Annotated in this window: 14 protein-coding genes and 1 pseudogene; 8 read left to right on the forward strand and 7 right to left on the reverse strand. The window is 61.7% G+C overall.

Annotation, left to right across the window (positions count from 1 at the left end):
* The coding region (locus tag VGH68_RS06700; RefSeq protein WP_331602760.1) for an SLC13 family permease at positions 1-1,001 on the reverse strand (1,001 nt) is incomplete at its 3' end.
* Between the two features lie 456 nt (positions 1,002-1,457).
* Between VGH68_RS06700 and VGH68_RS06705 the strand changes: the two genes are divergently transcribed.
* Together VGH68_RS06705 and VGH68_RS06710 are read left to right on the forward strand one after the other, a co-directional pair.
* Complete coding sequence (locus VGH68_RS06705) at positions 1,458-2,693, forward strand: aconitase X catalytic domain-containing protein (RefSeq protein WP_331602761.1); 1,236 nt, start codon at positions 1,458-1,460, stop codon at positions 2,691-2,693.
* The gene (locus tag VGH68_RS06710; protein WP_331602762.1) at positions 2,690-3,184 is read left to right on the forward strand and encodes an aconitase X swivel domain-containing protein; all 495 of its coding nucleotides are present in this window, start codon (positions 2,690-2,692) and stop codon (positions 3,182-3,184) included. Before VGH68_RS06705 ends, VGH68_RS06710 begins: the two co-directional genes overlap by 4 nt.
* Before the next feature lie 66 nt (positions 3,185-3,250).
* Here the strand turns inward: VGH68_RS06710 and VGH68_RS06715 are convergent, their stop codons facing one another.
* The 4 genes from VGH68_RS06715 to glcD form a co-directional block, all read right to left on the reverse strand.
* A complete protein-coding gene (locus tag VGH68_RS06715; RefSeq protein WP_331602763.1) occupies positions 3,251-4,006 on the reverse strand; it encodes a GntR family transcriptional regulator in 756 nt (251 codons plus the stop codon).
* A 401-nt stretch (positions 4,007-4,407) separates the two neighbouring features.
* Positions 4,408-5,685 carry a glycolate oxidase subunit GlcF gene (gene glcF / locus VGH68_RS06720; RefSeq protein ID WP_331602764.1) on the reverse strand — a complete coding sequence of 426 codons (1,278 nt, stop codon included), beginning with the start codon at positions 5,683-5,685 and terminating at the stop codon, positions 4,408-4,410.
* A 13-nt stretch (positions 5,686-5,698) separates the two neighbouring features.
* A complete protein-coding gene (glcE, locus tag VGH68_RS06725; protein WP_331602766.1) occupies positions 5,699-6,778 on the reverse strand; it encodes a glycolate oxidase subunit GlcE in 1,080 nt (359 codons plus the stop codon).
* Entirely contained in the window at positions 6,778-8,277 is a 1,500-nt protein-coding gene (gene glcD / locus VGH68_RS06730) for a glycolate oxidase subunit GlcD (RefSeq protein ID WP_331602767.1), read from the reverse strand. The genes glcE and glcD overlap by 1 nt, the downstream gene beginning before the upstream one ends.
* A 204-nt stretch (positions 8,278-8,481) precedes the next feature.
* On the opposite strand from glcD, the gene glcC reads away from it, so the two are divergent.
* The 5 genes and pseudogenes from glcC to VGH68_RS06755 all read left to right on the forward strand — a co-directional run bounded on the left by glcC (position 8,482) and on the right by VGH68_RS06755 (position 11,449).
* A complete protein-coding gene (gene glcC, locus VGH68_RS06735; protein ID WP_331602768.1) occupies positions 8,482-9,273 on the forward strand; it encodes a transcriptional regulator GlcC in 792 nt (263 codons plus the stop codon).
* 407 nt (positions 9,274-9,680) lie between these two features.
* Complete coding sequence (locus VGH68_RS06740; RefSeq protein ID WP_331602770.1) at positions 9,681-9,899, forward strand: hypothetical protein; 219 nt, start codon at positions 9,681-9,683, stop codon at positions 9,897-9,899.
* 105 nt (positions 9,900-10,004) lie between these two features.
* Positions 10,005-10,637: pseudogene (locus VGH68_RS06745) on the forward strand (PDR/VanB family oxidoreductase); the annotation flags it as partial.
* Between the two features lie 89 nt (positions 10,638-10,726).
* A complete protein-coding gene (locus VGH68_RS06750; protein WP_331602771.1) occupies positions 10,727-11,029 on the forward strand; it encodes a hypothetical protein in 303 nt (100 codons plus the stop codon).
* A complete protein-coding gene (locus VGH68_RS06755) occupies positions 11,030-11,449 on the forward strand; it encodes an MFS transporter (RefSeq protein ID WP_331602772.1) in 420 nt (139 codons plus the stop codon).
* Positions 11,450-11,880: 431 nt separating this feature from the next.
* Here the strand turns inward: VGH68_RS06755 and VGH68_RS06760 are convergent, their stop codons facing one another.
* On the reverse strand, positions 11,881-12,225 hold the full coding sequence (locus VGH68_RS06760; RefSeq protein WP_331602787.1) for a hypothetical protein: 345 nt from the start codon (positions 12,223-12,225) through the stop codon (positions 11,881-11,883).
* Here VGH68_RS06760 and VGH68_RS06765 point away from each other — a divergent pair.
* Complete coding sequence (locus VGH68_RS06765) at positions 12,121-12,402, forward strand: hypothetical protein (protein ID WP_331602788.1); 282 nt, start codon at positions 12,121-12,123, stop codon at positions 12,400-12,402. The genes VGH68_RS06760 and VGH68_RS06765 overlap by 105 nt on opposite strands.
* Here VGH68_RS06765 and rbsK read toward each other — a convergent pair.
* Complete coding sequence (rbsK, locus tag VGH68_RS06770; protein ID WP_331602773.1) at positions 12,344-13,252, reverse strand: ribokinase; 909 nt, start codon at positions 13,250-13,252, stop codon at positions 12,344-12,346. The genes VGH68_RS06765 and rbsK overlap by 59 nt on opposite strands.
* Positions 13,253-13,256: the final 4 nt, after the last annotated feature.

Consider the following 13,256-nt stretch of genomic DNA (forward strand, 5'->3'; position numbering starts at 1 on the left):
ACCACCGAGGACGCCTCGAAGTTCGCCATGAGCGTGCCGAGGTAAGTCATTCCCACCCGCACCAGTGACTGTTGCTCCAGGCTTTGCAGGAGTTCGCCGATTGCCTGCAAAACCCCGACCGTCTCGAGCATGCCGATATACATCAGAATCCCCGAAATCATGATGACCATGCTCCACGGCAGATCGGCAATCACCTTGCGAGCGTCGGCCCTGATCGCAACGTTGAGCAGGATTCCCATTGAGAATGCACTCAAGCCGACGTCGTGGTGAGTCAATACGAGCGCAATAAAGCCGAGTAGCGCGGCAAATGCGGTCCACTGCTGCCACGTGAGCGCAAACCGGGAACGGGGCGCGACCGGGACCGGTTGCGCTGACATGTCGCGCGGCCTCGCGCGTCCGATCAGTTGTGAGCCGCCGAACGCGAAGAAGGCGACGAGGGCGAAAGTAAAATTGAGCGCGAACTGACACAAGAAGAAATGCACGGGGAGCAGCGTCACGCCACCTTTGGCCGCTTGTGCGATGACCACCTTGGCCCACGGATTCAATGGCGACAGTCCTCCGATGCAGCCGCCCTGTATGGTGACGATACCCATTAGCGCGGGACGGATGTTTTCGCGTCGCGCAATCTCCAGCGCGACTGGCAGCGTGATGACGAGCGCGGCAATCGGCAGCGCACCGAGTGCGCAGATCAATGCAGTGAGGGTGCAGGTCGTCCACGGCAACAGCCAGGGCCGCCCGCGCGAAAGCGCGACCGCACGGTGCACGATCACGTCGGCAAAACCGCTATCGCGCACGAGGTTCCACAGATACATCACGCCCAGAATCAGCAATACGAGATCCGTCGGGAATGCGGCGAACAAGTGCTTTTGCGGAACACCTGCGATCTGCACCAAAAGGAAACTTGCCGGAATGGCCACCAGTCCGAGATTGATGCCGCGCCACAGGCTGATCGCGAAAAGGACGACCAGCAGAACAAGCGCAACGACATGGATGGTGGTCATACCGCAGTCTCCTCTTATTTGTCTTTCGTCGTGAGCGGCGAATGCGACAGCCGCCCGGTTATAGCCGACTCTTCGAGTGCATCAGCATCGTTTGCAGCCGTTTTCGGAAGACATGTACCTCTATGCAACTTATCGTGTATTAATACATCATCAGGCATGCTATGGCCGGTCTTCGTCCTGTGTCAACTAGCGTATTCGCGAGTGCGGTGGCAAAAAACACCACATAACAGCGAAATCTTAGCGATGACGACGGTCGGTAAATTGTCAGACGGGGTCCTGAAAAAAGATGAACTGTTGCCACGCTTGTATTGACATCGATAAAGCCGCTCGCTACGATTCCGTCATCTTGTACTAATACACATTAATACAAGGTCGAACGACGTGGGCGGCGCAGCGCGATGGCAGGTACCAGCGCCCACGCTTTGCCCGGTGACGAATTCTGTAGGGAGACTGCACATGCTGTTAAACGATGAAGAATCCGCGATGCTCAACGGCGAGCAGGGCAAGGTCCTGCAAATGGCTATGCGCCATCAAGTGCAGGTCGGCGACTTTTTTGGTGCGCACGACCTGGTGCCAGTCACTCAGGCGCACATCATGGCCGACACCGAGAGCCTCGGTCAGGCGGGCGTCATGTGGCTCGAGCGGCTGTCCGATCTCAGTGACGGCCGCCACACGGTCTGCGTTCCCACCATCACGGACCCGCGTGGCACCGATTTCGCAAAAGCGAACGATTTGGGCCAGCGTGACTGGATGATCGAGCTGGAGCGCCGCACGATTCACGCGTTTGAACGGCTCGGCGTCAGCATGACGGACACCTGCATCAACTATCAGACGGTACTCGCCGCCACGCGCGGCGAACATGTCGCATTTGGCGACACCGGCGTGGTGATTTACTCGAACTCGGTGAACGGCGCGCGTACGAATTTCGAAGGCGGCCCCTCGGCGCTTTCTGCCGGTCTCACGGGGCGCACGCCGCGTTATGGCTACCATCTGGACGAAAAGCGCCGCGCCACGATGCGCTTTCGCGTCGATTTCTCGCCGAACTCGCTGAACGAATGGGGCGCGCTCGGCGGCGTGATCGGCCGTCTCGCCGGCAACTATTGGGAGGTGCCGGTCATTGAAGGCATCGAAGCCGCGCCGACATCGGACCAGTTGAAGCACTTCGGCGCTGCGATGGCGAGCTTCGGCTCGATCGCGCTTTTTCATATGGTCGGTGTCACACCGGAAGCGATGCGTATCGCCGACGTTGGCGGCGACACCTTGCCGGTGCATCACCGCATCGGCCGCACGGAGATCGAGGCGCTCACCGCCAGCTACGCGGTCACGAACAAGGTGGACGTCGTGGTGTTTTCCGCGCCACAACTCAGTCTCTACGAACTGCGCGCGCTTGCCGAACTCTGCGACGGCCGCACGTTCAAAGTGCCCATGCTCGCAGTAACCAGCCCCCAGGTTGCGCCCGACGCCGAGCGCTTCGGCTACACCCGCCGCATTGAAAACGCGGGCGGCACGGTGCTCGCGGGCATGTGCTTCTATCAGTCGTACGCGCGAGAAATGTCCGAGGCCAAAGGTTGGAAAAACCTCGCTACCAACAGCGCGAAGCTGGTTAACATTCTTGGCGGCTACGGTTACACCCCGATGCTCGCCTCGATGCAGGCGTGCGTGAACGCAGCCGAGACAGGAGAACTCGCATGAACCCAATCGTGCTGAACGCGCGCCATGCGCTCGGAGACAAAGTGTCAGCAGAGGCACTGGTTGCAAAGGACGGCTTCTCAGCGCGTTACGATCTGAACCGTCTGCAAGGCGTTTTTTCGCGTCCGTCGCACAAGCTCGTGGGGCAGTCGTACATCGGGCGGATACTCGTGCTGGACACCGCAAAGGGTGGGGTAGCAAGTGCGTGGATGCTGAACGAGATGCGATCGCGCAACATGGCGCCGGTGGCGATCGTGTTCAATACCGTGAACCCCATCCTCGCGCAGGGCGCGGCACACGGCAACATCTCCATGCTGGCGGGTTTCGATTGCGACGTGACGCAAGTCGTGCCGCAGGGCGCATTCGTCGAGATCGATCCTCAGGCGAAGACGCTGACCGTGCTGCGTGCCGCTGCGGGTGAGCCGGCGTCGGCGCAATTCGCACAAGGGCAGCGAAGCACGTCGACGGTACATGTGGAACCTGTGCGTCGCTAGGTGACCGGCCTGGCCTTCAGGGAATCGCCGCGCAAGCGTTTCGCGCAGGTGCGCAGCTGCGCGCGGTCACTTTGCATTGTCATGCGCGTCAGCGCCGTTGACATTCTTGATCGACGAGCCGACCGGCAGCGGTCCTTGCACGCTGAGCGTGAACTCGTAGTTTTCCGGACGAATGTAGAACGACGTGCGCTCAAGCAGCAGGCCGCCCTTGCTAAACGATTCGCGATCCATGACGAGCAATGCGGCACGCGGCGACAAGCCCAGCGCCTGACCGACGGAAGCTCCGGCCGAGCGGGCCCGGATGTGAATTTCCGCTTTGGCGACCGGCATCGACAGCAGACTTTCGAGCAGCACATAGATTGGGTTGCGATTGACCTGCTCCCAAGTGAGTCCGCTCGCCTGCGGAGGCAGATACGAAACCACGAGCGTGATCGGCTCGCCGTCGACGAGATACAGACGCTTTAGTCTGAAGCAGTCGCCTTCGAGTCCTTCTGCGCCGAAGGCCTGTCGGATCCCCTCTGGCGTCGTCACCGGACCGAACTCCACCAGCCTGGTTTTCGGTTCCACGCCTTGTGCGACGAGTGCATCGTAGAAGCCGCGCATCGGCTTCAGGTCGTGCACGAATTTGTTGCGGGAGACGAACGTGCCTTTGCCCTGTTTGCTGATCACGTAGCCTTCGGCAAGCAACTGTGCGATGGCTTGCCGCACCGTGACGCGACTGACGTCGAACTGTCGCGTCAGCTCGCTTTCGGCGGGCAGCTTGCTGTCCGTCGCGAAGGTGCCTTCGTCGATTTGCGTGCGCAGACGATCGGCGATCTGCATATAAAGCGCGGTTGCGCTGTCGCGGTCGAGCAGCGATTGAACAGCCGAAGCGCTAGCCACACTGGCGGAAGACTTGTGCCGGGGAGTGCCTGACGCGATGCGTTGCCGGGTAGTGGTGACCTTTTTTGCTTTGGCTTGCATGGGCGGGGTTGGCGTAGGCGGCCGTCGAACTGGCTTTCATGGTTTCTCGCCACGCGCAAGGGAACGGACACGCGGGAAAGTTGTAGTTATATACTAAGACATCCCGATACAACTTGCAATTTCCCCGGCGTCCCGCGATATTCGAAATATTCGTCCTTTTCGCGGCTGTGCGGGACCGACGCCGCAAGGCGCTACGTTGCTTTTAGCAAAGACCCGGCTTCGCGTCGTTGCGTTCATCGGCGGAACTCCGCTTGGGCGCTTCAGACACTGTACGCGTCGCCGATCGCACGAGTGCGCGATGGGCTTGCGGCAATCAGCGCCTCGTCGACCAGTTCGATCCAATGGCGTACTCGTGTCCTGCCTGCGCCGTCTAGATGGGTCTGGCAGCCGACGTTCGCTGTCGCGATGATGTCGGGCTGTCCGGTTTCCAACGCCGCAATCTTGTTGTCGCGCAGTCTTCCCGCGAGTTCAGGTTGCGTGATCGAATACGTGCCCGCTGAGCCGCAGCACAGATGCGCATCAGGGACGGCGGAAAGATCAAAGCCCAGCCGAATGAGCACACTTTCCACAGCGCCGCCGAGTTTCTGTGCGTGTTGCAGCGTGCAAGGGCAGTGAAACGCGATACGCATTGCCGCGGCGTTGCCATGGGCGCTCAACGAATCAAGCGGTTCAGCCGCCATCACTTCGACGAGGTCTCGCGCAAGCTCACTCACGCGCGCTGCTTTCGCCGCATAGACCGGATCGTTGCGCAGCAAATGCCCGTAGTCCTTGACGAACGCGCCGCAGCCGCTCGCTGTCTGGACGATCGATTCAGCGCCCGCTTCAATGGCGGGCCACCATGCGTCGATATTTCGTCGCGCGCGATCAAGTCCGGCCTCCTGAGCGTTCAGGTGATAGTCCGTCGCGCCGCAGCAGCCCGCTTCGCGAGCGGGTAGCACGCTGATACCGAGCCAGTCGAGCACGCGCGCTGCGGCTGCGTTTGTGTTCGGCGCCAACGATGGCTGCACGCAACCTTCGAGCATCAACACGCGACGCGCATGGCGCGGCACGGGGCGTGGCGTCGCGGGCACGGCGGCGTCAGCCGGAATCTTTGCCTGCAAGGCGGCAGGCAACAGCGGCCGCATCGCGCGTCCGGTCTTGAGCAACGCGCCGAACACAGCAGGGCGCGGGATCACCGTGCGCAACCCCTTGCGCATCAGCCGCTCGCGCAGAGGGCGATTCACGCGACGTTCGACCTCAGCGCGTCCGACATCGAGCAACCGGTGATACCTGACACCGGACGGACACGTCGTTTCGCAATTGCGGCATGTGAGGCACCGGTCCAGGTGCAACTGCGTTTTTTTGCTGACGGGCTCGCCTTCGAGCAACTGCTTGATCAGATAAATGCGCCCACGTGGTCCGTCGAGTTCGTTGCCGAGCAGCTGATACGTCGGGCACGTCGCGTTGCAGAAGCCGCAATGTACACAGGAGCGCAGAATGGTTTCCGCTTCCTCGGCATCGGGCAGGGCTTTCGCGTGAGAGTCGAAATTGGTTTGCATGATCGCGCTCGCTTCAGAGACCGGCGTACAGTCGGCCGGGGTTCAGCACGCCCTTCGGATCGAGGCGGCGTTTCAGTTGATGCTGATAGCGCAGCAGCGGCGCGGAAAGGGGATGGAACGGCTCACGCGCCGACGACGGCGTGTAGCAGATTGCATGGCCGCCTGCCGCGTGCGCGATCTGGCGGATGTCGGCGGCAGGCGCATCGCTTTTGAGCCAGCGCTGCGCGCCTGCCCAGTCGATCAGCACGTCGCCGGGCAGCGCCATCAATGGCGTTGCATTCGGCAGCGACAAACGCCATAGCGGATCCGCATTGCCGAAAAACGGCAAGCGATGGTCGCGCAGTTCGTTCCAGAACGCACAGTCAATCTCCTCTCCGCCAATGCGGTCGATGGCCGACTGGACCGAACCCGTTCCTCCTTCGAGCCGCACATGCAGCTTATCGTCGAAATAACACGCGCCGCTGACAGGCAACGCTGCCTTGCGCCATGCCGAGAGTTCACGCAACGCGTCATTTACGCCAATCTTGACCGTGAAGCTGCGGCGTTCGCGCGGCTTGGGCAGAACCTTTAACGACACCTCGGTCAGTACGCCTAGCGAGCCGAAACTGCCTGCCAGCAAGCGCGACATGTCATATCCGGCAACGTTCTTCATCACTTCGCCGCCAAAGCGCAGATGATCGCCGTCGCCCGTAATCACGCGGCAGCCGAGCACGAAGTCGCGCATGGACCCCGCCCATGGACGGCGCGGTCCCGACAGCCCGCTTGCGACCGCACCACCCACCGTTCCAGAGCCGGCGCCCGGGCCGTCAAAGAGCGGCGGCTCACAGGGCAGCATCTGGTTCGCGTCGTCGAGCAGGGCGTTCATTTCGACGAGCGGCGTTCCCGCACGCAATGTGATTACGAGCTCGGTCGGGTCATACGCGATGATTCCTCGATGTGAGCTCGTATCGAGTATCTCGCCTGGCACTTCGCGGCCGAGAAAACGCTTGCTGTCGCTGCCGCGAATGCGCAACGGCGCGTGCTCCTCGATTGCGCGCTGAACTTGCGCGACGAGGCGCGCGCTGTCATCCGTCGATTGGAATTCACGTATCATCAGAATCGCTCAAGTTCGGGAAAGGGCAGCTTGCCGCGATGAATGTGCATGGCGCCCGACTCGGCGCAGCGGTGCAGCGTGGGAATGTTCTTGCCAGGATTGAGCAGCCCGTCAGGATCGAACGCGGCTTTCAGCGAATGGAACAGCTTCAGTTCTTCGCTGCTGAACTGCACGCACATCTGATTGATCTTTTCACGTCCGACGCCATGTTCGCCCGTGATACTGCCGCCCACTTCGACGCATAGTTCGAGAATCTTCGCGCCGAGTGCTTCGGCGCGGTCCATTTCGCCCGGTGCATTTGCGTCGAAGAGAATCAGTGGGTGCATGTTGCCGTCGCCCGCATGGAACACGTTCGCAACACGCAGGCTGTATTCATTCGAAAGTTCCGCGATGCGTTGCAGCACGCGCGCGAGTTCGCGGCGTGGAATCGTACCGTCCATGCAGTAATAATCGGGCGAGATGCGGCCGACTGCGGGAAATGCATTTTTGCGTCCTGCCCAGAAGCGTTGGCGTTCGGCTTCGTCGCGCGCGATGCGGATGTCCGTTGCGCCGGCCTGACGCAGCAAAGCGCCGACAGAATCGCAATCGTCCTGTACGTCGGATTCTGCGCCGTCGAGTTCGCACAGCAGAATCGCTTCTGCATCGATCGGATAGCCCGCGTGAATGAAGTCCTCGGCAGCGCGAATCGCGAGGTTGTCCATCATTTCCAGTCCGCCGGGAATGATGCCCGCCCCGATGATCTGCGCGACGGCATCGCCCGCTTTTTCGACATCGTCGAAGCTTGCGAGTAGAACCTTCGCGCTCTGCGGCTTGTTTAACAGCTTCACAGTCACTTCCGTGACGATGCCGAGCATGCCTTCTGATCCCGTCATCAGGGCGAGCAGGTCGAAGCCGGGGGAATCGAGTGCTTCAGAGCCGATCGTCAGTCGCTCACCGTCAATGGTCAGCACTTCAAGTTTCAGGATGTTGTGCACCGTCAAGCCGTATTTCAGGCAGTGCACGCCACCCGCGTTTTCGGCAACGTTGCCGCCGATAGAGCAGGCAATCTGCGACGAAGGATCGGGTGCGTAGTAGAGACCGTGAATCGCAGCGGCCTGCGAAATCGCGATGTTGCGAACGCCAGGCTGCACTCGGGCGATCGATGCTTCGGGATCGATATGGAGAATCCGGTTGAAGCATGCCATTACGAGCAGAATGCCCTGTTCAAGCGGTAACGCGCCGCCTGACAGACCCGTCCCGGCTCCACGCGCGACGATCGGAACCTTGCGCGCGGCCGCGAATTTCAGCAACGCCTGCACCTGCCCGATCGACTCGGGCAACGCGACCATCATCGGTGTGGTGCGATACGCAGCGAGGCCGTCGCATTCGAATGGGCGAAGATCTTCCTTCTCGTGCAGCAACTGCAGGGCGGGCACGAGACGTCGAAGTTCCGCGACCAGCGCAGGTTTGTCATGACAGGGGAGGGAGCCGTCGATCCGCTCGTCGTAGGTGTAACTCATCAGGCGTCTCCGGAGCGCGAGTGTTGGTAGCTCGCCGTTCAACGATGTAGGTGCCGATTGTTGCTGTTTCGTCCTGAGCTGTCGACTGCGAATCACGGTGGTCTTACCAGTTCATTGCGATAAACCATTACTCGCAAGCTACGAATGGGCCGAATGCCTCGCACCGTTTAGCGTTATCATCGTTTCCAGCAAACTTTTTCAGGAGTGGTCATACCAGTGATTTCTGATCCAGAAAACTCGGCGGGACGATCTGGTCGCAGGGTCGCAGATGTGGTCGCGGATCGCATCGAACAGCTGATTGTCGACGGAGTGTTGAGTTCGGGGCAGGCGCTCCCCTCGGAACGCCGCTTGACGGATAAGCTCGGCGTATCGAGAACCGCATTGCGCGAGGGGCTGAAGTTGCTACATGCCCGCGGCATCATCGAAACGGCGCACGGCAAGGGTTCGTTTGTCGCGAATCTGACTGCGCAGCCAGCCCAATCACCGTTAATGCATCTGCTCGCCTCGCAGCCGCGCACCCTCTACGACCTCTTCGAAGTGCGCGGCATGCTCGAAGCGGAATCAGCGCGTCTTGCCGCATCGCGCGGCACGTCAGCCGATTACACGATGATCACGCGCCGCTACGAGGAAATGCTCGCGGCGCACGATGCTGAAACTGACCCGGCGACGCATGCGAGACTCGATCATGCGTTTCACCTTGCGATTTGCGAGGCGTCGCATAACCCGGTACTCGTACATACGCTGCGTTCACTGACCGAGTTGCTGCTCAGTTCGGTGTTCGCTTCCGTGAATAATCTCTATCACCGGCAGCCGCATCGCAAGAGGATCGACCGGCAGCATGCACGCCTTTACAACGCAGTGACAGGCAAGCTGCCGGAGCAGGCGTATCGGGCCGCCGCGGAACACATCGGTGACGTATGTGAAAGCCTGCGGGAAATCGAACAGGAGGAACAGCGCCTCGTTCGGGCGACGCTTCGGCGAGAAGGCTGGAAGTAGAAGTCGTCACAGTTCTGAGGCAGACCGGTTGGGGAGAGCGCGTGGCCTTTGTGAGCTTCTACCTGAAATTGTCGAGGCGCTAATTCTGGCGACAGGTTGATCTTGTCGGCGGCCAACATCCCGAACCGCTCGAGCGAGACGGTGTCTTGCCGCGTGACCCGATCGATCGTCGGGTCAGTCGACGAGCACGACAGGCAATTGAGAAGCACGGTCAAATGGAATAATCTCGTCAGTCCGACCAGCCAACTGTTCTGAATCCCACGGATGCAGCTCGACATTTCCAATGACAGCCGCGACGTGATGGTGTGCAATGACGTCCTTTCAGCGTTGCAGGGGTACGATGCCGCGGACGCGCGGCGCGCTGCAGGCCCTTGCGAACGAGGCGCCGGCGACATTGACGATCTCGCATGGTTTCCGGCGTGGGTGCTCAGGAAAAGGCCGGCCTCGCGCCGCTGCTCAGACAGGCAGAGCCTTCGCGACGCAATGCGCCCGAGCGGGCGGCCAAGGTGATGCTTCAGTTACTCAGTCTGGAGCGTCAGGGCCGGCATCACGAGCTGCTGGAAACCCGGCGCGAACTGCAGGCGCTCAACACGGCGCTGTACGCCGCCTGTATGAAGACGCGCTGAGCTCGCCCCCCCTGGAGCATGACACGCACAACCTCTCACACCGCTCACAAATGGGCTTTCGCCACCCGGTTCCGGCATGTCGGCGGTGATTTTCAACGCGCTGGCGCGAAGCCGTTGCTGCTCGCGGGCGGGATCGGCGTTACGCCGATTGTGTGCATGGCCGAGCAACTGGCCGCTGCCGGCGGCGCGTTCGAGATGCACTACTGCGCGCGCTCGCGAAGCCGCGCGGCGTTTGTCGAGCGGATCGACGCGTCGCCGTGGGCGGCGAGCGTGCAGTATCACTTCGACGACGAGCACGGGCTCTTCGATCTGGGTGCGCTGCTCGCCGATGCGGGCGGGCAGCGGCATCTGTATGTTTGCGGGCCGCAGGGCTTCATCAGCGCGGTACTCGATGCCGCGCGCGCGCTCGGCTGGAGCGACGACCGTCTGCACTACGAGTATTTCGCGGCGACGCCGCCTGCGGGCGATGGCGACCGATTCGAAGTTCGGCTCGCAAGCTCCGGCCGCGTCGTAACGATTCCGCCCGGCTGCACGGTCACGCAGGCGCTCGCGAAAGCAGGCATCGACGTACCGGTGTCATGCGAGCAGGGCATCTGCGGAACCTGCATCACGCGGGTGCTCGAGGGCGAGCCCGATCATCGCGACTTGTATCTTTCTCCGGAAGAACAGGCCCGCAATGACCACTTTTTGCCGTGCTGTTCACGTGCGAAGTCGAGGCTGCTCGTGGTCGATCTGTAGCGGCAAACCAGCCAAGGCCGCGTGAGGCGGCCCAAGTCATTCATCGAAAAAAACCGGCGGCCGCTGGCACGCCCGGCAATGGAGGAGTCATGGAGAAAAATCTCGCGACGTCGGACGAATTGTCGCCCGGCGCGTGGACTGCGGAAGACTCGCGTGCAGCGAGCCTGGCGAACAACACGAATGCCGCGGCCCCGGTGTTCGGCGCGTCTCCCGTCAGCAGCGCCGACACCAGCGCGTATCGCTGGGTCGCATTGTTCATCGTCTGGGCGGCCTTCCTGCTGAGCTATGTTGATCGCGTCGCGTGGAGCACGGTGGCGGCGCCGGTCGGCGCGACGCTCGGTCTGAAGGTATCGATGCTCGGCGCGTTCGTGACTGCGTTTTATGCGGGCTAGGTGGTCGCGAATATCGTCGGCGGCATCCTCACGGAATTTTTCGGCGGCCGCCTGATGCTGACACTCGCACTGCTGCCGCTCGGCGTGCTGACGTTCAGTTTCGGCTTCACGCAGTCACTCGCGTTCGGCATCGTGATCCAGGCCACGATGGGCTTCGCGGCCGGTGCCGACTACTCGGCCGGTATGAAAATCATCCCGGCCTGGTTCACGCGCGACCGGGGCCGTGCGATGGGCCTTTACACGACCGCGACCTCGCTCGCGGTCGTGCTCGCGAATGCGATCGTGCCGTCGTTTTCCAGCGCACTCGTCGCACGCTGCGGCGATCTCACGGCTCTATTGGCGCAAGAAGCGGCCGATTCGAAATCAGCACCGAAGACTCATGCCTTGATGCGAGAAATCCTGGACACATCGGTTTCGTAACGACGGAAAATCTAACGAAGCGGGCGGCGGCGCATATGTTCGATACCGATACTAAACTGACAAACTCCTCGGGTAGGACATTTATGGGCATCCTCGAACGTTCGGCGCTCTGCCGCTGACTGAACGCGAGCTGAATGAAGCGCGCGAGGTTATTGCGTCTAACGGGCTCTGCGTTGCCCACATCCAACGCAGGATGGGGATTGGATGGAATCGCGCGGCAGACCTCGCGGAGGCGATCGTAGGGCGCGATGCTCTGCCCGACGTTGCCAAGTACCGCTACACGGGGCCGGGTACACCGTCCACCGGCGATGAACCCTAAGACAAACTTGGCTAAGCCAACCCGGCCGGAACCCGGCTGCGCCTGCGTATCCCAAGCGTCCGCATGGATGCTTTGCACAAACTGCAGACGACACTCGCAACGAACTACTCGACTATCTGTATCGAAGACTGAACCATCGGATGCACAGGTCTCCTGAGTCGCGCAGCATAGGGTCCATCACAGAGGGGTGACAGGACGAATTCCCATTGAATCGTGCTATCGATGGCGCCGCGTATCGCATGTCGTTCGGACGGTCGCGTGGTTCAGCGCGCAACGACCGTGTGACCCAACTAGCGCGCGACAGATGGCAGACTGCCCGCCTCGGCCACGGCGACGCGAAGAATTCGAAGGCATGGCAAACCTTTTTCGCTGTGATGCGGGCATGGTGACGACGATGATCGCCCAGATCCTCCAGGCCCTTGCCGCGTATGATCAGTTTCCTGTGCAGACGACGCAGGACATCCGCGGCGCGCTGGCGGTCGTTGACGCGAATCTTTTCGCACGCCTGCCTGACGGGCCGGATCCCGTCCGGATCGCCGACAGCAAAAAAGTCGCCGTCATTCCCGTCACCCCCGTCACGCAATCTCACAAGCATGGGCCAGCGACGCCATCGCGCCTCGACGCGTCACGCTGATCGACGCCGCACGCTGCGCAAGGTCGATTGCGCGTTCCAGCGGCGCGCGTGAAACGAGCGCCGCGGCGAATGCGCCGATGAACGCATCGCCTGCACCCGAGGTGTCGATCGCTTGCGCCACATGTGCTTCGCGTCGCAGCCGCGTCTCGCGGTCGCCATACAGCACGCCGTCTGCCCCTAACGTAATCAGCACAGAGCGCGCACCTTTCCCAAGCAGCGTGTCGAGCGCGTGATCCGGATCGGATGCGCCTGCTACAGACTGCCCTGTCAACACCATCGCCTCGCTTTCGTTGGGAACCAGGATATCGACCGATGCGAGCAGCGCGGCGTCGAGCGGCATCGCGGGCGCGGGATTCAACAGGACCGGCACGCCTGCTGCTCGAGCGATGCGGGCGGCCTGAAGCGTCGCGGCCACAGGCGTCTCGAGCTGACACACCAGCAGCGCGGCCGATGCGATATCGTCAGCGGCGCAATCGACCAGCGCCGTATCGACATGCGCATTCGCGCCTTCGTACAACGCGATGCAATTCTGTCCGCTGGGTTCATCGACGAGGATCATCGCGGCGCCCGTCGCAACGTCGCGCAGTTCCTTCAGATGGCGAATGTCGATTCCTTCCGCGCGTAGCTGGTCGCGCGCATCGCGGCCGGACTCGTCCGCGCCCACAGCGCCGACGAAGCGAACCGCCGCACCCATGCGTGCGGCGGCCACCGCCTGATTCGCCCCCTTGCCGCCCGTCAGACGCTGGAAGTCGCCGCCCTTCACGGTTTGCCCCGCAACGGGCAAGGCCGCGCAGCGCAGCACCAGATCGACATTGACGCTGCCGAGCACGACGACATGACCTTGCCTCATGCGC

Origin of the sequence: Paraburkholderia sp. (genome assembly GCF_036488505.1) — a bacterium.
Classification (GTDB): domain Bacteria; phylum Pseudomonadota; class Gammaproteobacteria; order Burkholderiales; family Burkholderiaceae; genus Paraburkholderia.